Raw genomic sequence first — 22,346 nt, 5'->3', positions numbered from 1 at the left:
ATTGTACCCGGCTAAGGCCGGGTTTCTCTTTTGGAGTCCCCATGAAGATCATCGGAATCACCGGCCGCGCCCGCAGCGGCAAAGACACCCTGGCCGAGTTCCTGGTCAGCGACCACGGCTTCGTGAAGCTGTCCTTCGCGGCCCCGATCCGCGCCTTCGTGGCGGACATCACCGGCCTGCCGGTGTCCGCGATGGAGGACGGCCCGCTCAAGGAGGAGCCGCTCGACTGGCTCAACGGGCAGACCCCGCGCCGCCTGATGCAGACCGTGGGCACCGAGTGGGGCCGTGAAATGATCGACCGCGACCTGTGGGTCAAGGTGGTCGCGCAGAAGATCCGTCAGGCCCGCCGCGACGGCGCTGCTGGCGTCGTGGTGTCGGACGTTCGCTTCGACAACGAGGCGCAGTTCATCCGTGAGTGGGGCGGCCAGGTGGTCCAGGTGCTCCGCGACAGCGCGGCCCCGGTCTCGGCGCATGCCTCCGAGGCAGGCGTCCACGGCGACCTGATCGACACCGTGATCGACAACAACGGCCCGATCCACCGCCTGCGGATGGTCGCGGAATCGCTGGCCCGACTCTAAGGGTTTAGTGGTCATCATCGGGGGAAACGACAGTTTCCCCACCTATTCATAACCCAGGAGTTCTATGCAAATCCCTCTGCACTCCTACGACCTGATCGACCTCCTGGACGAACTGCACCCCGAAGTGATCTACGACCCCGCCAAGCCGAAGGAGGAGTTCCTGCTCCGGCAGGGCGAGCGCCGCCTGATCCTCCGGCTAAAGGCGCTGCGGAAGGTCGAGCAGATGGAGCACCGCGCCCGCTAATCATGTGCAGCAAGCCCAACATGCCGGACCAGCAGGAGAAAGACCCGATCCTGCTGACCCGCCAGGACACCCAGCCGACCGGCCACGCGGCCGATCAGCGGCGTAAGTCCAAGGTCCGACTGGACCTGAACAACGCAACGCAGTACCAAGGACTGACCATTCCGAATGGCTGACGCCAAGCAGACCTCGGCCGAGAAGCAGACGGCCGCGAAGCGCTACGGCGATCTCAAGTCCAACCGCAAAGAAGCCGAGACGCGCGCCAAGCGCTGCGCCAAGGTTACCCTGCCCCGCCTGTGGGTGGACGAGGGCGCGAAATCGCGTACCCCCGGTTCCGCCTACATCGACACCGGCCCGAAGTGCGTCAACGCCCTGGCCTCGAAGATCGTGCTGGCCTGGCTCCCGCCGAACGCCTCGGTGTTCAAGCTCGCGCCTGACCAGGCAGTCGCCGAGAACATCGCCGAGCAGGCTGGCGTGGAGACCTCCGAACTGGAGGCCGCGCTGGTGGACGTGGAGCGGGTCATCGTCAACGACCTGGAGACCAGCGGCGTCCGCCCGGTCCTCAGCGAGGCGGCCAAGCACGCCATCGTCCTCGGCAATTTCCTGCTCTACGACCCCGACGAGGGCAAGCCTAAGCTGTATCCGCTGACCTCCTACGTGACCGACCGCGACGGCCTGGGCAACGTGCTGGAGATCATCACGCTCGACAAGATCGCCCCGGCCATGCTGCCGGACTCGATCCGCGCGGCGGTGATGCAGAAGCTCGCCCAGGAACGCGACGAAAAGACCAAGAACGACGACGTGAACCTCTACACCTGGGTGCGTCGCTCGGAAGATGGCAAGGAGTGGGAAGTGGTCCAGGAGGTCGAGGGCGTCGAAGTCCCCGAGACCGTGGGCACCTACCCCATCGACGCCTGCCCGTGGATTCCCCTGTGCGCGCCGCCGTCCCTCGTGGACGACTACGGCGAGGGCTTGGTCTACGACTACGTGGGCGCGTTCGAGTCGCTGGAGGCGCTGCGCAAGGCGATCCGTAAGGGTGCCGCCGCGCTGGCGAAGATCATCATGTTCCTCAAGCCGACCTCGACGATCCGCGAGCGCCAGCTCACCGAGGCCGAGTCCGGCGCGGTGCTGCGTGGCGAGGCCAGCGACGTGACCACGCTCCAGCTCCAGAAAGCCTACGACCTGAACTTCGTGCGTCAGGAGGCCGAAGGGCTGGCGAACTCGCTGGAGCTGATCTTCGGCGTGAAGTCCGCCGTGCAGCGCCCCGGCGAGCGCGTGACCGCCTACGAAATCCGGGTGCTCACCCAGGAACTCGACGACGCCCTCAGCGGCTTCATGGCGATGTCGGGCGAGCAGCTCTTGCTGCCGCTGATCCGCCGCCGCCTGCACAAGCTCCAGAAGCAGGGTCGCCTGCCCGAGCTGCCGCAGGAACTCATCAAGCCGCGCATCACCGTTGGCATCGCCGCCCTCGGCCGCGGCCACGACCTGAACAAGCTGATCGAGTTCGGTCAGGCAGTGGATGCGCTTGTCGGCGCAGAGGAGAAGGCGCGCCGCCTCAACAGTGGCGAGGCGATCTCCCGACTGGCCGCCGCTTCCGACATTTCCACCAAGGGCCTGATCCGCTCCGACGACGAGCTTGCTGCCGAGCAGCAGGACGCCTCGGCGCAGGAGGCGATGGTCCGTGCCGCTCCGAATATCGCCTCAGCGATGACCCAAACCCCGTAACCCCGAGAAGGACGCAATGTCGAACGAAACCACCGAGAAGCCCGCCAAGCCGACCAAGGAAGCCCCGAAGGCTCCGAGCGTCGAGCGTAAGGGCAAGGCCGAGATCACCCGCAAGACGAACGGCCTGGTCATCGTCAACTACAAGCCCGAGGACAAGTAATGTCGCAGCCGGGCAAGTCCGAAGTGACCGTCAGCCTTGACGGCATCAACGGCCAGCCGACCCCAGGTCAGCAGCCGCCGCAGAACTCCCAGGACACCCAGCAGCCCGCACCGGGCGCGCAGGGTGGCACCGATGGCGAGCGCCTGTTCGGCGGCAAGTACAAGACCGTGGAGGAGCTGGAAGCCGCCTACGCACAACTGAGCACGCCAGCCGACGACAAGGGTGGCAAGGGCGGCCCCGCGACCATCGACGACGCCACCGCGGATGACGCGCGTGACGCCTTGGCGCGGGCTGGCCTGAACCTGGACGACTTCGCCACCGAGTTCAACTCGAACGGCTCGCTGTCCGAGGAGAGCTACAAGAAGCTCCAGGACGCGGGCTATCCGAAGGAGCTGGTGGACGTGTACGTCGATGGCCTGCGCGCTCGCGTGCAGACCTACGAGAACGCCGTCTACTCGCCCGCAGGTGGCAAGGCCGGTTACGACGGCCTGGTCCAGTGGGCTAAGACCAACCTGAGCGCCGAGCAGAAGCGGGCGTTCAACGAAGCGGTGCAGTCCGGCGACGCCGGCCGCGCAGCGCTGGCAGTCCAGGGCCTCGTCGCCCTCCGTGGCGGCAACGGCCGCCTTCTGAATGGCAAGACCGCATCGAACGCCGATGCAGGCCCCAAGCCGTTCCAGTCGCAGGCGCAGGTCGTCGAAGCGATGCGCGATGTGCGCTACCACCGTGATCCGGCTTACCGCGCGGAAGTCTCCGCCCGCCTGGCCGTGTCGCCGCTGTTCAAGTAATCCACTCAACCTCAAGCAAGGACTAAATGTCGGACGCAATCCCCTCCCGCCTGGGTCAAGCCCAGGCCAACGGCGACGCCTGGGCGCTGTTCAAGCAGAACTACACTGCTGAAACCATCACCAGCTTCGTCGAGAACTACAAGCTGGACGGCCGCGTGTCGGTGCGCAACATCGAGAGCGGCAAGTCCGCCTCGTTCCCGAACGTCGGCACCATCGGCTCCGAGTACCATGTGCCGGGCACCGAGATCAAGGGCCTGGTGGTCGAGCACAACGAGACCATCATCACCCTCGATCCGATGCTGATCTCGCACGCCTTCATCGCCAACATCGACGAGGCGATGAACCACTACGACGTGCGTTCCGAGTACACCCGTCAGCAGGGTGCGGAGCTGGCGCTCAAGCGCATGCAGAACGAGCTGCGCTGCGCGATCCTGGCCGCTCGTACCACCGAAGGCAAGGTCGAAGGCCAGCCGGGTGGTGCCATCATCAAGGCCGCCACGATGGCCTCCGATCCGACCGTGCTGGCCGATGCGTTCCGCAACGCCCGCATGCTGTTCGACGAGAAGCTGCTGCCGGACAACCCGCAGGAGTTCACTGGCGCACTGGCCCCGGCTCAGTGGTATCTGCTGACCGAGAACAAGGACTTGATCGACCGCGACATCAACGCGGAATCGAACGGCTCCTACGGCCAGGCGATCATTTCCTCGGTCGCCCGCATCCCGCTGGTGAAGATCAACGCGATGCCGCGTGTCGATGAGTCGGCCCTGGCCTCGATCCCGGCCAAGTACCGCGGCAACTTCGCGGACACCGTGGGCGTGATCTTCCACCGCTCGGCGGTCGGCACCCTCAAGCTGCTGGACCTGTCCCTGGAGGACGTGTACCAGGGCGAGAAGCAGGGCACCCTGATGCTGGCGAAGTACGCGCTGGGTCACGGCATCCTGGCTCCGCGCGGTGCCATCGAGCTGTCGAAGGCCCCGTAAGCAATACCGCGCCGTTGGGCAAATCCCGCGGCGCTTCAATCTCTCTCCATCTACGGGGGACATCCACATGGGTGTCCCCCGTTTTTTTGCCCCGAATCCATGAACCTCGAACTCACTCCGACCACGGAACTCGAAGCCGTCAATGTGCTGCTCGGTGCTATCGGCGAAGCGCCGATCAGCGACCTCGAAGCGCTCGGCAACCTGTACGCCTCGCAGGCGCGCGACACCCTCCGCGCGGTGAGCCGCGAGGTCCAAACCGCTGGCTGGTGGTTCAACACCAGCGAGTCGTTCACCTTCACGCTCAACGCGGAAGGCAAGGTGCTGCCGCCGCAGTCGATCCTCAAGCTCGTCCCCGCACGCGGAAGCGAGCCGCTGGTGATCCGAGGCACGCGCCTCATCAACCCGCTCACCCTCGCCGACACGTTCTCGTCGGCCCCCACCGCCGACTTCGTGACCTGGTTCCTCGCCTACGAGGAGCTGCCCGAGTCGGCCCGCCGCTACATCGCCGTGCGCGCTGCGCGTCTGTTCCAGACGAGCGTGCTGGGTAGCGACCAGCTCTACGTGTTCACCGAGAAGCACGAGGAGGAGGCATACCTCATCTTCGCGCAGGAGCACGCCGACTTCACCTACGCCCGCGGCCACAACTTCCTCAGTGGCTCGACGGACGTGTCTGATATTTGGGACCGCTGATGCCGCTAATCACGGGGGACTATCCCTCGTTCCTGGGAGGCGAGTCGCAGCAGGACGATACCGTCCGCTCGCCGAACCAGCTCACCAAGGCGATCAACGCCTGGCTGCATGCCGCAATGGGCGCTGGCAAGCGCCCGCCCGCCGAGTTCGTTGCTGGCCTTGGCGTCACCCTCGATCACGACTGTGCCTTCCACTCCATCGTCCGCGATGAGAACGAGCGCTACATCGTCGCCGTGGGTCACCGCAGCATCCGCGTGTTCGACCACGAGACCGGCAAGGAATACACCGTCAACGCCACGGGCGACGCGCTCAACTACCTGGACACCCAGGGACAGCGTGCGTGGTCGTGCTTCGCGCTGGCGACGTTCTCCGACACCACCTTCATCGTCAACCGGCTGGTAGACGTGAAGCAGAGCGATGAGCTGTCGCCCGGTTCGCTGTACGGATCGGCGCAAACGATGTCCGACCTGCCGAAGCCCGGCGACAAAGGCTCGGCCGTTGTGCCGACCGGCGCGATCTACAACATCATCGGCTCGTCCGAATCGCAATTCGACGACTACTACGTCCAGAAGCAGTCCTCCTCGGTCTACCTGGAGGTCGCCCGGCCGGGCATCAAGCACCGCTTCGATGCCAAGACGATGCCGCACATCCTCAAGCGCATCCCCGATCCAGTGCATGCGGACGGCTTTTGGTTCTCCTTCGGTGGACCGGAGTGGACCGCGCGCCTCGCGGGTGACGAGCAAAGCAACCCGTTCCCGTCCATCGACGGCCAGCGCATCCGCGAGGTGTTCAAGCACCGGGACCGCCTAGGCTTCCTGGCCGGGGAGAACGTGCTGATGTCCGAGGTCTCCGATCCGTTCAACCTCTGGCGCACTTCGGTGACCCAGGTGCTCGACGCCGACCCCATCGACGTGAGCGTCAGCGGGTCTAACGGCGTCACCACGCTCTACCACGCAGTCCCGTTCCAGTCGGCCCTGTTCCTTGCCGCTGCGGGCGGCCAGTTCCTCCTGACCGCCGAGCCGTACCTGGCCGCCAAGAACGTCAAGAGCGATCCGGTCAACAGCTACAGCAGCTCGCCGTACATCCGGCCGAAGCTGATGGGCGAGTCGCTGTACTTCACCGAGGACAGCGGCGCATACGCCAGCGTGCGCGAATACTTCATCGACGACCTGTCGGTGACCGGCGACGCCGCCGACGTGACGGCGCATGTGCCCAAGCTGATGCCGGGCCGCATGCGAGCGATGGCGAGCGCAAGTGGTGCCGACTGCGTGTTCTTCGCTCCTGACGAGCCGACCGACGCGCAGCTCTACGTCTACTTCGTCCGCTGGATCGGCGACGAGAAGCAGCAGTCCGCATGGACGCGCTGGTCAATCTCCGGCGTCGGTCGCATCGTCCACATGCACGCCATCAACGACGTGCTGTACGCCGTCGCGGAAGCCCCAGGCGGCGGCTGCGAGCTGCTCAAGTTCCGCATGGTGCTCAACCAGCACGACACGGATGCCACGGGCGACTACAACTTCCTGCTCGACCGCATGCTGGTGGTGCAGCCCACCTATCAGCAGTTCGGCAACGAGACCTGGATCGACCTGCCCTACATCGTGCCCGATGGCATGACGGTCACCGTCCTCAAGACGGACGACTGGCAAGACCCCGGCGCGTACCTGGACATCACCAAGGCGCGCTGGGACAACGCCCGCACCCGCCTTGCGCTCCCCGGTAACCACACCGAGGGCCGCGTGGTCGTCGGCATGGACTACGAGCACCGCCTCACCCTGACCAAGCCCATCGTTCGCGGTGGGCAGAACCAGGCCGTGCTGGTGGGCCGCACGCAGGTGCGTGACATCGAGGTCGCCTACAAGGATGGCGCGTACTTCGAGCTGGAGGTCGAGCAGCACGGCAATGGCCGCGTCGAGACCTACGTGGCGTCGCACTCCGGTGCGTACACCGCGCGCGTCCTCAACGACTCGGTGTTCCGCACCAGCGCCCCGACGTTCCACTCCGGCTCTCGCCGGTTCCCCGTGCTGGGCGACGCCAACAGCGTCCGCATGCACCTCGTCAACCGCCTGCCGTTCCAGTGCTGGTTCCAGTCAGCACAGTGGCGCGGCATGTTCGTCTCCCGCAGCCGAGTATGACCCTGACCTATCGAAGCCCCACCGCCAGCGACATCCTCCACGTCGCCGAGAACATGCGGCAGGAGGACATCCTGGAGGTGGCGGCTTCGCATGGTCACACCCCGCTCCAGGCGCTCGCATTTGCAGTGACCGCGAGCGACCGCAGTTTCGCCGCGATGCACGACGGTTCCCCCGTGTGCATCTTCGGCTTCAGCCAGCACGCCGAGGGTATCGCCTCGGTTTGGCTGCTGGGCACCGACGCCCTGGTGGCTCCCACGTTCTGCCGCACGTTCCTCCGAGAAGCTCGGCGGATCAGCGACGAGTGGTCGGCCACCTTCGGCACCATCTTCAACTTCGTCGATGTCCACGCCGTCACCACGCGGCGATGGCTCGGCTGGCTTGGCTTCCGCGAGAGCGGCGTCGAGTCCGCCTACGGCTTCGCCAAGACACCCTTCGTCCGAGTAACCAAGACCCCATGTGCAACCCCGTAGCAGTCCAGGTCGGTATCGCCGCAGTCAGCGCGATGGCGACCATGTACGGCCAGGATCAGAACAACAAGGCCATCGAGGAAGCCGCGGAGCGTCAGCAGGAGCAGATCAACGACCAGGCCGCCGAGCGCACCCAACAGCGCATGGAGGAGGCCCGCGCACTGCGATCCGCGATGCGCGCCTCCGCAGCAGAAGCGGCAGTGTCCGGCAACTCGGTCGAGCTGCTGGCGAACGACATCATGGCCCAGGCTGGCCGTGACGTGGCCCTCATCGAGAAGAACCGCAGGAACGGAGTCGTCGAAAGCGGCTCCGAAGCACGCGCTCGTATCCGCACCGGCAATGCCGAGGCGCTGGGCGGCGTGATGCAGTCAGGCGCGAATGCCTACAGCAACATCCAAACCTACAAGCGCTATTCCATTCCCGGAGACGAGTAACCCGTGGCTCGCACGAAACCCCAAGAGATCATCCGCCGCGCGCAGGTGCCGCAGCGTCTCGCCGAGCGCCCCGTTCTGGCGGTGCAGGCTGACCAAGCGTCCTCCGCTGGTGCCGGTGTCCTCTCTCGCACCGCCGCTGCGGTGCTGACGCGCGTCTCGGATTCCGTCAACTCGCAGATGATCTCAAACAGCCGCGAGCAGTACAGCGCCGCGGCGACCCAACGTATGCAGGAGGACGCCGAGGGTACGCCCCGGCAGGCCGAGGACTTCGTTGCCCAGCAGTCGGAGTCATGGCGTCGCGGCTACCTCAAGGCAGACGGCATCATCCGCGTCCGCGACTGGCAGATCGAAGCGGCCAAAGAGATCGCCAAGGCCGAACCCGGCACCGACATCGAGCCGCTCATCAAGGAGCGGATGGCTGCGCTGACGCAGAACCCCGAGTTCCAAGACCCGCAGGTCCGCAAGGCCCTGATGCCGGTCGCCATGCGCGCCGCGCAGCAGGTCCGCCAGCAGTGGCAGGCCGACTCGATGCGGGAAATGCTGGTCCGGCAGAAGGAGTCGCTGACCGCGATCATCCGCGACGGCATCAAGGGCGGCACGTTCCTCACTTCCGAGGGCATGAACGGCCTGTACGCGATGCTGGACCAGGAGGAGTACGCCTATCTCAACAAGCGCGACGTGGACGAACTCTACGTCGAGGCCGCCAAGGAGGAGCTGGCCGCAGGCAACCGCGATCCTCAGTCGATCCTGGCGTTCCTGGAGCAGGACCGCGGCGACGGCCAGCCCGGCTTGATGAACACCGAGCACGGCGACGAGCTGCGCGCGGCGGCTGCCGCTGGTGCCCGCGTGATCGCACACCGCGAGGACGAGGCACGCAAGCAGGCGATGGCCGAGGCAGAGTGGACGCTCCAGGGCCTCGCGGATCGCGGCCAGCTCACCCACAAGACCATCGACACCTGGGCCAGTAAATTCGGCCTGAGCGGTGGCGACCTCCAGTCCTTCAAGCGATACTGGAACAACCAGCAGGAGCAGACGCTTCGCCGCTGGGAGCAGGAAGCGAAGGAGCGCGCCCGAGAGGAGCGCATCCGCAAGCTGGTAGCCGGGGGCAATCCCTACGAGATCAGCGACGCCGACCTCAAGAAGCAGGCCGGTAAGGAGTGGGAGGAAACCCCGCAGGCCGCACGCGGCCAGGTGCTCCAGAAGTGGGCACGGCAGGGCATCGTCATCCCCCAGCTCGAACGCATCCTCAAGCGCGCTGACCCGGCGTTCCAGGAGAACTTCCAGAACGCCGCGACGCTGTACGAACAGCTCCGCAAGGTCTCGCCCAAGTACGCCGATACGGTCGCTGGCGGCGAGGCTGCCGCAATGCTGGACCAGTACCTCTACGACACCCGGCGCAGCGGTCAGTCTCACCAGGAGGCCGCTCGCGTCCTGACGCAACCGAAGCGGGAAGTCGAGGAGGCCCGCTCGGTCATCAACGACACCTGGAAGTCCGGCATCAAGGACTACCTGGAGATCGACGGCAAGCCGCGTGACCCGCGTGAGCTGCACCGCATCCGCCAGGAAGCCGAGCGCATCGCCTCGCGTGGCGGAGTGTCCGGCGAAGCTGCCATCCGTGCAGCGGTCGGTCAGATCGACGCCCAGCGCACGACCGTCAACGGCCGCCGCGTGCCAAACATCGGCATGCCGCAGGGTGCCGAGCCAGCGGTAGACGAGCTGATCCAGACGGTCGCGCGCAAGCTCGGCCGCGACCCGGATGAGCTGTCGGCCCTGCCCAATCCCCGCAATCCGGGGCAGTGGCAGATCGTCGGCCCCGACAACTGGCTGATCCCTGACCCGGACACCGGCCGCGCCATCGGTTTCGACCCGCGTGCCATCGCGGCACAGCACCAGCGCTGGAAGGGAGACCTTGCGGAATCCCAGGCGCGTCGTCGGGTCGAGCAGCGCACCACCTGGGCGGACCAGTCCCGGAACATCCGCGACCTGCGCTCGCAGTCGGCGACCACGGAAGTCCCTGCGGCCATCGCCAAGCGCGACGCCAGCGCCGCCGAGGCTCCCGCCTTCGAGCTGCCCAAGTTCGACCTCACCAAGCCGCTGGTTCCCAACGCGGGCACCAAGCAAACCACCACCACCCCGGCAGTCCCCGAGGACTTCCTGGAGTACCTGACGAGGAAGTAAGACCGCATGTTTGAATCCCTACCCGGCGCAGACGAGAACATCGTCAAGCCGGCAACCCAGCAGCCCATCGTGCAAGCCGTGCGCGAGCGCAAGGAGCAGCGAGAGGCCGCGGAGCGCCGGAAGGATCAGACGACCGTATGGGACGGATGGGGCGCTGCCCAGGCAAAGGGCGGCATCGGCTTCATCGACCGCTTCATCACCGAGCTGGGCTACGAGCCGCAGCAGGGCTATCGCATTCCCGCAGACGCGCGCAAGCGCTGGGAGTCGATGGGCCTGCGCCCGGAGCAGTGGGAGCTGTTCGGCCGGGCCACGTCCGACGAGCACCTCTCCTATCTGGAATCCGTGGCCTTTATGAATCAGATGGCGGACGACGACCTGGCGCAGTTCGGCCTGGGCGGACAGATCGCCCTCGGCTTCACCGACCCGGTGGCAACCGGCCTCGATCTCGCCACGGGCGGCCTGGGGTACGCAGCCAAGGCCGGACGCCTCGCCAACGCGGTGCGTTCCGGTCTACAGGCTGCGGGCACCTCCGCGCTGATGTCGGCCGCAACCTCCACCTACGACCCCGAGCAGACGCTCGCGGATGGCGTGCAGAGCGCCGCCCTGTCGTTCGCGTTCGGTGGTGCCCTCGGCGCTCGCCGGGGTGCCCTGTTCGACGGCGAGGTGAAGCCTGACGTGGTGAAGCGGCTGGCCGGTGACGACTCGCTGTCCGCCGCCCGCGTGGCAGGCACCGCCGCCAACGACCTCACGCCAGGCGTCCTCCCGCTGCGCAACGAGAGCGCATTCGAGCAGGAGTTCACCGACAAGGCGCTGGTCAACGCGCACATCACGCCCCACTTCGCCACCGTCCGCCGCGACCTTGCTGCCCGCATGGGTAGCGCCAAGTCGCCGCTGGTGCGCGAGGCGGGCCGCCTGCTGTTCCGCGATGGCGTCGGCTACACCGATCGCTCCGTCGCGGTCCAGGAGTCCACCAGCGAGTTCGCCAAGCGCCACCTGGCCGTCATGGAGACGGAATGGCGGAGCGGAGTGAACGCCGCATGGGACGCCTACAAGCAACGGACAGGCACCCATTGGTGGAACTTCTCCGAGCGCGCAAAGTTCAACGAGGAGGTCGGCCGTGCCGTGCGCGGTGCGCCTGACGTATCACCGGAAGCCGCCAAGGCGGCCGGCAGCGTCGCCAAGGCGATGCGCGATGCGCTCAAGCTGGCGCAGGACAGCAACCTCGACGGCTTCGCCAACGTGGCGCAGAACGGCAGCTACCTGCCGCGCTACTGGAGTGGCAAGGGCTTCAAGCGCCTGTTCGGCGAGATGCAGCTTCACCAGGACGACGTGATCGAGCAGCTCATCAAGCCCGCCATGCGTCGCGCCTGGGAGGCCACCACCGACGAAGGCGACGAGATCGACGACGAGCTGCTCGGGGCGGTTGCACGCTCCTACCTCAAGCGCGCCCAAGCGAACTTCGAGGGCGACGGGATGGACCTGCTGGTCCGCCCGCTGGACAGCGATTCGGTCGAGGAGATCGGCAACATGCTGACCGAGGCGGGCGTCTCGCCCGTGCGGTCGCAAGAGCTACTGTCCAAGCTGGAGCGCAAGACCTACGAGTCGGGCAAGCTCGACCGCGCGAAGAAGCGCATCGACCTCGACGAGACCTACTCCACCACCATCCGCAACGAGGCTGGCGAGGACGTGCAGGTCTCGATGGCCGACCTGTTCGACAACGACGTGGACTCGGTGATGACCCGCTACATGCGCGAGATCACCGGCTGGTCGGCGCTGTCGTCGAAGGCTGGCATCAAGAACCGCGCACAGCTCGACCGCTTCGTGTCGAAGCTCAAGAGCGACGCCCGCAAGTCCGGCGACGACGTGAAGGACATCGAGCGCCTGATCGACATCGGCCTCAAGTCCACCTTCGGCCGCAGCACCGAACTCGATCCCGCCAGCCGAGGCGCACGCTACGCGCGGTTCCTGCGCAACTGGAACTTCGCCCGCGTGATGAACCAGGTCGGCTTCTCGCTGTTCGCCGAGCTTGGCCCGACCATCGCGCATGCCGGTCTCCGCAACTTCTGGAACTCCGTGGGTGCCGCCCGCGACTTCCTGGTGCGCGGCGCTGACGGCAAGCTGTCCTCGCAGGAGGCGCGCGTCATGGAGCGGCTGTTCGCACCCGGCACCGACTGGCTGCGCAACCCGCCGTTCCTGCGCCTGGACGAGGATGCGCTAGTGCCGCAGACGTTCAACGTCAAGCACGGCGAGAAGATCGACAACGCGATGAACATGGCGACGCACGTCACCTCGGTCGCATCCGGCATGGCCCCGATCAACACGATGCTCCAACGCATCGCCGGTCGCGCCACGCTGCTGCGGCTGCTGGACATGGCGAACGCCAAGAAGCTGTCGGACGCCGAAGTGGCCCGCCTGCGCACCTGGGGCCTCGACGAGAAGGCCCAGGCCGACGTGTTCGGCTACCTCAAAGGCAAGCGGCAGATCGAGCAGATCGACCCGGACAAGCTGCCGTTCCAGACGCGCGAGCGCATGGCGGCCTTCCTGTTCCGCGTGACGCGACACCAGGTTCTCGAAGGTGACGCCTCGGACAGCATCGAGCTGATGCACTCCACCACCGGCCGCATCGTCACGCAGTTCCGCAGCTTCATGGTCAACAGCTACACCCGCCACTTCCTGAACTCCGTCCACCACTACGACGACTGGCGCACCTACGCGATGGTCGTGCTGTCCACTTCGGCAGCAGGCATGGGCTGGGCGGCTCGCACGTACATCAACACTGCGGGCAACCCCGAACAGCGGAAGAAGCAGCTGACGCAGGAGAACTTCTACAAGAACGCTGTCGCGCAATCGAGCTGGTCGAACGTGATCCCCGCGGTCACCGACGCCGTGTGGGCGGACGCCTTGGGTAACGACCCGGTGTTCGCCAACAACCGCTCGACCGGCCTGGAGAACGGCGTGATGGGCATCCCGTCCATCGACCTGTTCAACAAGGTCTACGGCAGCACGCGGATGATCGGTTCGGCCATCCGCGACGATGAGGAGATCACCGAGAAGCAGATGCGCGACTTCTGGAAGATTTGGTGGTTCAACAACATGACGGGCGTCCGCAACATCGCGGATCAAGCCCTACAGCAGTTCCCTGACCGCAAGGACGGGACTGATCGACCGTAACCAGGAGGCCCTTCGGGGCCTCCACCTTTTTGAGGACGCATGATCGAACTATCGCGCGGCCTTTCCTTCGTGCTCTACACCTACGAGGGAGGCCCTACGCGGTTCACCGTGCCGTTCCCGTACATCGCCCGCGAACACATCCGGGCGTTCGTCGGTGAACCGGACGCGGCCCGCGCTGTCTCCGTGTCGTGGGTGGACGCCAGCACCATCGAGATTCCGTCGCAGGATGGCGTGCTCGACGCACCCTACACTGTGACCATCCGGCGATTCACGCCGATTGACGCCCTCCTGGTCAACTACAAGGAAGGCGCAAACCTCCCGGCGCGCGACTTGTCCAAGTCGTTCCGCCAACTGCTGTACGCACACCAGGAACTCGCCGAGTTCGGTGGTGGCAGCGGCCTCCCCGGTGGCGGCCCCGGTAACCCCGGTGGCGACCCGGACCTCAACGCAATCATCGAGCAGCTCCTCCGCTCGCCAGCACTGCAAGACCTGCTGACCCGCATCGACCTTATCGACGTGAACGCCGAGGCGATCCTGGAGGAAATCATGCGCTCGCACGAGTTCTTCGACGTGCAGCGCGACTATGGCGACAAGATCAGCACGGCCACCCACGAGATCGGACTGCTGACCGAAGGCAACAAGGTCATCGCGCAGCAGATCATCGACCTGTTCGCGCGGGTGGACTACGGCGAGCAAAGTAGCCAGGCACGATTCCTGGAGGTCAATCGCGCCATCGCTGACGAGCGCTCCGCGCGCGTCGAGGCGATCACCGAGCTGCAAGGCCAGGTGGTCGAGAACGGCAAGACGATCTCCGCAGCGCTCAACCAGCGCATCGACGAGGTGGAGAGCACCACCGAAGCGGCGCGTGCGGCCACCGAGCAGCGCCTCGGCGCAGAGATCGAGGACAGCGCGGCGCAGGTCCGCACCGCGGTCATGGCCGAGGTTGACGCAACCAAGGCCCGCGTGTCCGACGTTGAGACGGCAGTAGTCCGCCACGGCGAGAACATCGCTGGCCTGGCCGAGACCACCGAAGCCCTGACGGACGCCGAGGGTGCCAACACGGCATTCCGACAGCAGATGGCGGCCAGCTACGGCGCGAACGTGCCGCAGGGGATTGCCAATGAGATCGACGGCCAGGTGTCGGCGGTTTCGGCCGCCTTCGAGCAGCGCATCGACACCGAAGCGTCCGCGCGCGAAGCCCTGGCTTCCCAGGTATCCACGCTGGAGACCAGCACCGCGCCGACGATCTTCTCGGACGCGCAGCCCTCCCCGCCCGCTGGCGGCTTCAAGGTTCCGACCTTTTGGGTCAAGACCGTGCAGACCGGCGCGTACCTGACGCAGATTTGGGATGGCACCGGCTGGCGCAAGGCCGACCTGGATGTCACCTCTCCGACCGGCGCGCTGGTGCAGCAGCTCAACACCACCAAGATCACCGCCGAGCAGGCACAGGCCATCGCGGCCACGCAGGTCCAGGCGTTCAAGGACGGCGACTTCGCCACCATCCGGCAGGAGTTCAACGTGGTCGCCGGGCAGCACTCCGGCATGTACGGTCAGTGGCAGGCCAACTACTCGGTCAAGATCAACGCGGGCACCATCAACGGCGTCCCCGTGGTCGCCGGTATCGCCCTCTCCGCCAACCCGCAGACCGGCAGCGACTTCATCGTCACCGCGGATCGCTTCGCCTTCGTCCACCCGCAGTACACCTCGGGCGGCACCTTGGCGAGCATCAAGTATCCGTTCGTGATCGGCACTGTCGGCGGCCAGTCCACCGTGGGCATCCAGGGTGCGCTGGTGGTGGACGGGACGATCACTGCGGACAAGATCAGGGTGAACTCCCTGGCCGCGCTCACGGCAAACGCAGGCACGATCAACGGCGGCACGTTCAAGACCCACACCCTCGACGGCAACGGCAACATCGTCAACGCTGCCGAGTTCCGCGTGGAAATCTCCAACCTCGGCGACTGGCCCCTGTGGGTCGGCTCCGGCGCGAAGAACGCCAACAACGCGGTGTTCTACGTGGACCGCAACGGCGGCGCGTTCTTCCGAGGCCGCGTCAATGCTCCCAACATCGTTGGGCAGTTCCAGTCGGCGACCGGCGTGTGGTGGACCGGGGCAACGAGCCTCTGCTACCAGGCGGGCAACAACTTCATCCCGCTCGGCGATTGGGTGGCGATCCACGAGTTCTGGCTCGGCGCTCCGGTGCTGGCTGGCGAGGGTCATACGCCCTCCGTGTCGGTGACCGTCACCGCGAACACGCGCGTCTACGGGCTGCACGTCATCTTGGAGGAGCTGCGCGACTCTGTGTGGGTCGTCATCGCCTCGCACGAGCCGCCGATGTACCGCGCGTTGATTCAGCAGATGGGCGGCGACGGCAACACCTTCACCGCGTCCAACTTCTACACCTACGAGCAGTCGGTGACGCTCTCGGCGTCCGGCGCATGGACAGGCGGTGCCCGCGCATTCCGCGTGCGGTGCCGCGCATCCAGCCCGCCTCCGCAGGTCCACGGCTACGACGCCCCGGCCTACCCGAACTACCTCATCACGTCGATTGGCGGCTTCGCCTTCGGCATCCGATAACCCTCAGAGAGAACCCAAGCACCGCATGAGCACTACCCCCGGCTACGTCTCCAACGCCGAGCTGGCCTCGCGCCTCTCGACGCTGGTAGACCGCTGGAACCGGCGCGAGAATCAGATGATCGCGCTGCTGACTCAGGAGGAAGGCACCGTCGTCGTGACGGACGGCCTGGGCAACAACCACACCCTCCCCTCGTTCCCGCAGCTCCAGAAGGACGTGGCCGGGCTGACCGACGAGCTGACCGGCTCGGTCGTGCAGGTGCGCGACCTGGTGTCCGTGGCAACCGGCATGGCGAACGCCGCGCAGGCGTCCGCAGATGACGCCTCTGGCTTCGCCGACGCTGCCGAAGCATCCGCCGTGCGCGCTGCGGAATCCGCCGCGAGCATCGACGACGACGTGCAGGCCACCGCCGACGCGGCGACCTTCGCTGCTGCCAAGGCGGCCGAGGCTTCCGACAGCGCGACCGAGGCGGCAAGCTCCGCAGTGGACGCCGCCGCTTCGGCGACGGCCTCGGCCACCTCGGCGCTGGCTTCGGCTGGCTCCGCAAGCCAGGCGGGCACGTCGGCCACCGCAGCGGGTCAGGCGCGTTCCGACGCGCAAGCAGCGGCGACTGCTGCCGCCACGTCACGGGATCAGGCGCAGACCATCCTGGGCTATGCGACCGACGCGGCCGACCGCGCGGAAGCTGACGCCACCGCTGCCGCAGCATCGGCTGCCGCAGCCGCCGACAGCGCGACCGCCGCAGCGACCTCGGTCACTCAGGCGACCACCCAGGCCAACCGGGCGGAAGCCCAGGCGTCCGCCGCGGCGACCAAGGCTGGCGAGGCTGCTGGCTCGGCGACCACCGCAGCCGGTCATGCCTCCGCTGCGTCCGGCTCGGCGTCTGCCGCCTCGATCTCGGCGCAGACCGCATCGTCGGCCAAGGCCGCTGCCGAGGCTGCCCGCGACAAGGCTGGCCTGTACGCGAACGCGCCGCAGGGCACCGAGGTCTCGCCGGGCGAGTTCTCGGCGAAGCATTGGGCCGCCCAGGCGCAGGCTGCCGTCACTGGCTCGCTGGTCTACATGGGATCGTGGGATGCCGGCACTGGTGCGTTCCCGGCCAACCCGGTGAAGGGTCACTTCTACAAGGTGGTCGGCGAAGGCACTGTGGGCGACATCCACTGGCGAGTCGGCGACCAGGCGCTCTACGGCGCTACCTGGGAGAAGATCGACAACACCGATCAGGTCACCAGCGTCGCCGGTAAGCAGGGCGACGTGACCCTCGTGGCTGGCGACATCGGCGGCCTGGGCGCGCTGGCGACCCGCGACGACGTGGACTTCAACACCCACGTCACCGGGAAGCCGACGACCTACCCGCCGAGCACCCACACGCACACCAAGGCGCAGGTCGGCCTCGACAAGGTGGACAATACCGCCGACCTCGACAAGCCGATCAGCACCGCGACGCAGACGGCGCTCGACGGCAAGGCGGCGGCGACGCACACGCACACCATCGCCAACGTGACCGGCCTCCAGTCCGCGCTCGACGGCAAAGCGGCGGCGTCCCACTCGCACACCATCGCAAACGTAACCGGGCTGCAAGCGGCGCTCGACGGGAAGTCGGCAATCGGCCACACGCATACCGCCGCCGAGATCGCCAACGTCGTCAACGTGACCGACGATCAGTCCATCGGTGGCGTCAAGACGTTCGCCTCCGGGCAGATTCGTGTGCAGGGATTTGGCGGCGAGGCCACGTCCGGCGTCATGTACCTGGGGTCGCTGGATCGCTATGTGTACGTGCCGCCAGCTGCGAACTCGCTGGAGTTCCGATTCGGCGATGGCACGGGTGGCGTCGCGTCCCTCAACGATGGCGGCACCGTCTGGACCTCGGCGAACTTCAACCCGGCAGGAAAGGCCGACGCCGGTCACACGCACACCATCGCAAACGTCAGCGGCCTCCAGTCCGCACTGGACGGCAAGGCGAGCCTGGGTGGCGCAACCTTCACCGGGCAGGTCACTCTGGCCTATGGCGCGCCGCTGCGGTTGACCGGCATGGGTGCAGCGGGAACCGCGTACATCCACGGAACGAACGGCGCTGGCGATGACGTTTGCTCGATCACCCGCGTGAACACGAACAGCTGGTACAACCTGTACTGGAACGGTGCTGCGAACATTGCGGGCCGCCTGACGGTCGGCGATCAGATTTACCTCAACGCTGGCTGGTTCCGCTCCCGGCAGTCCGGCACCGGCTGGTACTCGGAAGCGCACGGCGGCGGCATCTGGATGCAGGACAGCACCTGGGTTCGCACCTACGGCGGCAAGGGATTCCTTATCGCTGGCCCAGGCGGTAGCGGTGGCGACCTCCGTTTGGAGAGCTACTCGCCAACCATCACCTGTTACGACTCCGACAACGGGACCACGCACTGGCTCCATTGCAACGACAACAACCACGGCTTCCTCGCCAGCAACGCCTTCTCGTGGTGCGCCTACCGCGACGGCAGCAACAATTGGGTCGCCACGGGCAACATCGTCGCCTATGCGTCCGATGCGCGTCTAAAGAAGAACATCGTGGACGCCTCGGCCTCCAAGGTGGCCGACTTCTTCGACCGCTTCCGTGTACGCGAGTTCGATTGGGATGCCAAGGCAATCGCCGAGCTGAATCCCACGTTCCACCCGAGCGCGGATCACGAGGTCGGCGGCATCGCGCAGGAGGCCGAGGAGGTCTACTCGTTGATGGTCGCCACGCACGCAAACGGCATCAAGACGATCCAGTGGGAGAAGGCTATTCCCTTCCTTATCGCTGAGGTGCAGGCGCTGCGTAAGCGCGTCGCGGACCTTGGGGGAGGTGCCTGATGGCCCTCCCCGGCTCCGGCCCTATCTCCTGGGAAATGATCCGCGCCGAGTTTGGCGGCGGCTACCCGATCTACGCGGACCAGTATTACCGAGGACGTGGATTGGTGCCCGACGTTCCGGCCAACTACGGCGTCCCCACGAGCGGCCCGATCTACGCCTCGCAGTTCTACAACGCGGTCAAGGCGACGCCGTTCCAAGCATCGCTGTCGCCGAGCTACCTGATGGGTAACTGGCCTCAGTCCACCAACGGCACGGTCAGCGAGTCGTTCAGCGTTTATTGCTCGGGCGGCACCGGCAACTACTCCGTGGTCTCCCGCTCCGTCACAGGCGGCGCGTCGATCTCCGGCAGCGGCCTCGGTGGCACTGTGACCGCCTCTGGGCGGAACACCTCCCGCATGGGGCAGTTCACAGTCGTCGTCACCGATGGCGTCACGCAGATCACCCTGACCGGCAACTACGAGTACAGCTTCGGTCGTCCGCTCTAACGCATCCACCACCTACAAGAGACCTAATGCACGATGAAGTGAAGCTGGTCGGCGCTCTCGCGGGCGTCGGCCTCATCGTGGGCATCGCAAAGATGCTCACGTCGAACGATCCGATCACCTGGAAGCAGGCGCTCGGCCGCGCAATCCTCTCTGGCGCTACCGGCCTTGCCGCTGGTGCCATCGTCATTTTCATCCCCGGCGTCTCCTTCGTCGCCCAGGTCGCGCTCGCGTGCATCCTGGCGTCGCTCGGCACGTCCGCGCTGGAGACCGTACTGAACCGCGTCGTCAACAAGTGACCGCCCCCAAGGATGCCTTGGAGCGACTGCACGCCGCAGTCGCTGACAAGCTCGCCGACACCATCGACTCGATGGAGTCGGACGCGAAGGGCCTGGCCTCGATCCTCAACGTGGCCCGGCAGTTTCTCAAGGACAACGGCATCGACGTTGCGGCCACGCCGCCCGGCTCACCGCTGGGCAAGCTGGCCGACAAGGTGTCCGAGTTCCCGTTCGATCCCGCTGAGGATGGGCGGCTGAACTGATGGAGGGCATGACGAGCCTCCACGTTCGTCACCCTTTCGAGGACTTCCGCAACTTCGCCTGGTACGTCTGGAAGGAGCTGGGGCTACCAAGCCCCACTCCGATCCAGTACGACATCTGCGAGTTCCTGAAAACCGGCCCGCGCCGTCGCGTCATCATGGCGTACCGCGGCGTCGGCAAGTCCTGGGTGACGGCCGCCTACGTCTGCTGGCTCCTCTGGAAAGACCCCCAGCACAAGATCATGGTGGTCTCGGCATCGAAGGAACGCGCCGATGCGTTCTCGGTGTTCGTCAAGCGCCTGATCGAAACCCTGCCTGAGCTGCAACACCTGCGCCCGCGTCCCGACCAGCGCAACTCGAACCTGGCGTTCGATGTCGGTCCCGCGCAGCCCGATCAGTCGCCCTCGGTGAAGTCGGTCGGCATCAACGGCCAGCTCACCGGCTCCCGCGCCGACACCATCATCGCGGACGACATCGAAGTCCCAAAGAACTCCATGACCGTCGTGCAGCGCGAGAAGCTCGCCGAGCTGGTCAAGGAGTTCGACGCGGTGCTCAAGCCTGGCGGCGAGATCATCTACCTCGGCACTCCGCAGACCGAGGAGTCGCTCTACAACAAGCTGCCCGAGCGCGGCTACGTCATCCGCATCTGGCCTGCGCGCTACCCGAAGGACACCAAGCACCGTCAGGTGTACGGCGACCGCCTCGCGCCGATGATCGCCGATGCGTTCGACGCGAACCCCAAGCTCGCCTGGAAGAACTGCGAGAGCGTCCGCTTCTCCGATGAGGACTTGATGGAGCGCGAGGCGTCCTACGGACGCTCCGGCTTCATGCTCCAGTTCATGCTCGATGCGTCGCTGTCCGACGCCGAGAAGTACCCGCTCAAGCTGTCCGACCTGATCGTGATGGACGTGGACCGCGAGGTCGCTCCGATCCGCGTGGTCTACAGCAGCGGCCCGGAGTACATCGTCAGCGACATCCCGTCCGTGGGCTTCACTGGCGACCGCCTGTACCGGCCCATGTACCTCGCCTCGGAAATGGAGGAGTTCACCGGCAAGGTACTCGCCATCGACCCCTCGGGCCGAGGTGGCGACGAAACCGGCTACGCGGTCGTCGGCATGCTTCGCGGCATGCTCTACGCGCGCCGCGCTGGTGCGACCAAGGGCGGCTACGACGACGACACGCTGGAGACCCTGGCGCACATCGCGCGCGCCGAGAAGGTCTCCGCAGTCCTCATTGAGGCGAACTTCGGTGACGGCATGTTCGCCAAGATGCTCTCCGGCGTCCTGGCGCGCGTGTACCCGTGCTCCATCGAGGAGGTGAAGCACTACGGCACCTCGAAGGAGAACCGAATCATCGACGTGCTGGAGCCGGTGCTGAACCAGCACCGCCTGGTGGTCGATGCCTCGATCATCCGCGCCGATCAGAAGTCCGAACAGAAGTACCAGCTGTGCTACCAGCTGACGCGCATCACGCGCGACCGCGGCGCACTGCGCCACGACGACCGCCTCGAAGCGCTGGCGATGGCCGTGAAGTATTGGGCCGACCAGCTCTCCCGAGACGTGTCCAAGGAGGAGCAGCGCTACCTGGAGGAGCTGCTCGACCGCGAGTACGCCTCCTTCATCCAGTCCGTGACCGGCCGCATGCCGTCACCCGACAACTACCTCGACATCCTGTAGGAGACCCAATGTCCAACACGCTCGCTGCGTGGCTGATGGCGCTCGCCGCCGCTGGCCTGCTGTACCTGTTCCTGCGCCGCAAGAACGACGACGACAACGACGGCCCGAGCGCACCCGCGCCGGTAACGCCGTGCGACTGCAACCACGCTCCCTGCTGCCACACCCAGGGCGGCCAGTCGAACCCCTACGCGCCGGTATGACCGACGCAAAGCTGCCGAGCCTCGTGGAGGTCAGGGACAACCTGATCCCCGCGGCGGCCCGGCTGCTCCCCGGCGTGGCCTTCACTCCCGAAGCGAAGGTCATGCTGCTCGCCATTGGTCTCCAGGAATCTCGCTTCGAGCACCGCAGGCAGATCAAAGGCCCCGCACGCGGCTTCTGGCAGTTCGAGGCGGGCGGCGGCACCGCAGGTGTACTCCGTCACCCGGCGACCTCCGCACGCGCCTCACAGCTCGTCTCCGCGCGTCTGGAGCGTCCCTCGACCGCTGCGGTCAACGAGGCGCTCGCCTCCGACGACGTGCTCGCCTGTGCGTTCGCTCGCCTGCTGCTGTTCACCGATCCGCGTCCGCTGCCCGCCCTGGGTAACCCCCAGGCCGCATGGGACTACTACGTCCGCAACTGGCGGCCGGGCAAGCCGCACCGTGACACCTGGGACGCGCTCTACGCGAAGGCCCTGGCAACCATCCGCAACACCTAACCGGAACC

Annotated in this window: 21 protein-coding genes; all 21 read left to right on the top strand. The window is 66.3% G+C overall.

The annotated features are described in order from the left end of the window. Positions 1–41: 41 nt before the first annotated feature. The 21 genes from R5H29_RS06310 to R5H29_RS06210 all read left to right on the top strand — a co-directional run bounded on the left by R5H29_RS06310 (position 42) and on the right by R5H29_RS06210 (position 22,338). Positions 42–578 (top strand): adenylate kinase, encoded by a 537-nt coding sequence (locus tag R5H29_RS06310; protein WP_004154581.1) that lies wholly within the window; start codon positions 42–44, stop codon positions 576–578. 64 nt (positions 579–642) lie between these two features. Beyond that, the gene (locus R5H29_RS06305) at positions 643–822 is read left to right on the top strand and encodes a hypothetical protein (protein WP_005412407.1); all 180 of its coding nucleotides are present in this window, start codon (positions 643–645) and stop codon (positions 820–822) included. Positions 823–842: 20 nt separating this feature from the next. After that, a complete protein-coding gene (locus R5H29_RS06300) occupies positions 843–995 on the top strand; it encodes a hypothetical protein (RefSeq protein ID WP_005412406.1) in 153 nt (50 codons plus the stop codon). Next, positions 988–2,544 (top strand): portal protein, encoded by a 1,557-nt coding sequence (locus R5H29_RS06295; RefSeq protein WP_005412405.1) that lies wholly within the window; start codon positions 988–990, stop codon positions 2,542–2,544. The genes R5H29_RS06300 and R5H29_RS06295 overlap by 8 nt, the downstream gene beginning before the upstream one ends. Before the next feature lie 16 nt (positions 2,545–2,560). Beyond that, on the top strand, positions 2,561–2,704 hold the full coding sequence (locus R5H29_RS06290) for a hypothetical protein (protein WP_004154577.1): 144 nt from the start codon (positions 2,561–2,563) through the stop codon (positions 2,702–2,704). After that, entirely contained in the window at positions 2,704–3,489 is a 786-nt protein-coding gene (locus R5H29_RS06285) for a capsid assembly protein (RefSeq protein ID WP_005412404.1), read from the top strand. Before R5H29_RS06290 ends, R5H29_RS06285 begins: the two co-directional genes overlap by 1 nt. Before the next feature lie 26 nt (positions 3,490–3,515). Next, positions 3,516–4,469 (top strand): phage capsid protein, encoded by a 954-nt coding sequence (locus R5H29_RS06280; protein WP_005412403.1) that lies wholly within the window; start codon positions 3,516–3,518, stop codon positions 4,467–4,469. A 99-nt stretch (positions 4,470–4,568) separates the two neighbouring features. Continuing rightward, positions 4,569–5,159 carry a hypothetical protein gene (locus R5H29_RS06275; protein WP_005412402.1) on the top strand — a complete coding sequence of 197 codons (591 nt, stop codon included), beginning with the start codon at positions 4,569–4,571 and terminating at the stop codon, positions 5,157–5,159. Beyond that, positions 5,159–7,291, top strand: coding sequence for a hypothetical protein (locus tag R5H29_RS06270; RefSeq protein ID WP_005412401.1), 2,133 nt, complete (start codon positions 5,159–5,161; stop codon positions 7,289–7,291). The genes R5H29_RS06275 and R5H29_RS06270 overlap by 1 nt, the downstream gene beginning before the upstream one ends. Beyond that, a complete protein-coding gene (locus R5H29_RS06265; RefSeq protein WP_005412400.1) occupies positions 7,288–7,761 on the top strand; it encodes a hypothetical protein in 474 nt (157 codons plus the stop codon). Before R5H29_RS06270 ends, R5H29_RS06265 begins: the two co-directional genes overlap by 4 nt. A 32-nt stretch (positions 7,762–7,793) precedes the next feature. Then, entirely contained in the window at positions 7,794–8,192 is a 399-nt protein-coding gene (locus R5H29_RS06260) for a hypothetical protein (protein ID WP_032961812.1), read from the top strand. Positions 8,193–8,195: 3 nt separating this feature from the next. Beyond that, entirely contained in the window at positions 8,196–10,370 is a 2,175-nt protein-coding gene (locus R5H29_RS06255; protein ID WP_032961810.1) for a hypothetical protein, read from the top strand. Positions 10,371–10,448: 78 nt separating this feature from the next. After that, positions 10,449–13,541, top strand: a complete 3,093-nt coding sequence (locus tag R5H29_RS06250; protein WP_099470283.1) for a hypothetical protein — start codon at positions 10,449–10,451, stop codon at positions 13,539–13,541. Positions 13,542–13,580: 39 nt separating this feature from the next. After that, positions 13,581–16,118: a phage tail fiber protein gene (locus R5H29_RS06245; RefSeq protein WP_005412396.1), complete on the top strand. Its 2,538-nt coding sequence runs from the start codon at positions 13,581–13,583 to the stop codon at positions 16,116–16,118. A 25-nt stretch (positions 16,119–16,143) separates the two neighbouring features. Then, on the top strand, positions 16,144–18,948 hold the full coding sequence (locus R5H29_RS06240) for a tail fiber domain-containing protein (RefSeq protein WP_332328928.1): 2,805 nt from the start codon (positions 16,144–16,146) through the stop codon (positions 18,946–18,948). Beyond that, complete coding sequence (locus R5H29_RS06235; RefSeq protein ID WP_126411773.1) at positions 18,948–19,433, top strand: hypothetical protein; 486 nt, start codon at positions 18,948–18,950, stop codon at positions 19,431–19,433. Before R5H29_RS06240 ends, R5H29_RS06235 begins: the two co-directional genes overlap by 1 nt. Before the next feature lie 26 nt (positions 19,434–19,459). Further along, a complete protein-coding gene (locus R5H29_RS06230; protein WP_005412393.1) occupies positions 19,460–19,729 on the top strand; it encodes a hypothetical protein in 270 nt (89 codons plus the stop codon). Positions 19,730–19,746: 17 nt separating this feature from the next. Then, a complete protein-coding gene (locus R5H29_RS06225) occupies positions 19,747–19,971 on the top strand; it encodes a hypothetical protein (RefSeq protein ID WP_005412392.1) in 225 nt (74 codons plus the stop codon). A gap of 8 nt (positions 19,972–19,979) precedes the next feature. Next, positions 19,980–21,644: a phage terminase large subunit gene (gene terL / locus R5H29_RS06220; protein ID WP_032961836.1), complete on the top strand. Its 1,665-nt coding sequence runs from the start codon at positions 19,980–19,982 to the stop codon at positions 21,642–21,644. An 8-nt stretch (positions 21,645–21,652) separates the two neighbouring features. Then, complete coding sequence (locus tag R5H29_RS06215) at positions 21,653–21,844, top strand: LPXTG cell wall anchor domain-containing protein (RefSeq protein ID WP_005412390.1); 192 nt, start codon at positions 21,653–21,655, stop codon at positions 21,842–21,844. Then, on the top strand, positions 21,841–22,338 hold the full coding sequence (locus tag R5H29_RS06210; RefSeq protein WP_065426719.1) for a hypothetical protein: 498 nt from the start codon (positions 21,841–21,843) through the stop codon (positions 22,336–22,338). Before R5H29_RS06215 ends, R5H29_RS06210 begins: the two co-directional genes overlap by 4 nt. Positions 22,339–22,346 lie beyond the last annotated feature (8 nt).

Source organism: Stenotrophomonas sp. A3_2 (assembly GCF_036624925.1).
GTDB lineage: Bacteria > Pseudomonadota > Gammaproteobacteria > Xanthomonadales > Xanthomonadaceae > Stenotrophomonas > Stenotrophomonas hibiscicola.
The sequence above is the reverse complement of the archived record's forward strand: the minus strand, read 5'-3'. Positions and strand labels throughout refer to the sequence as shown.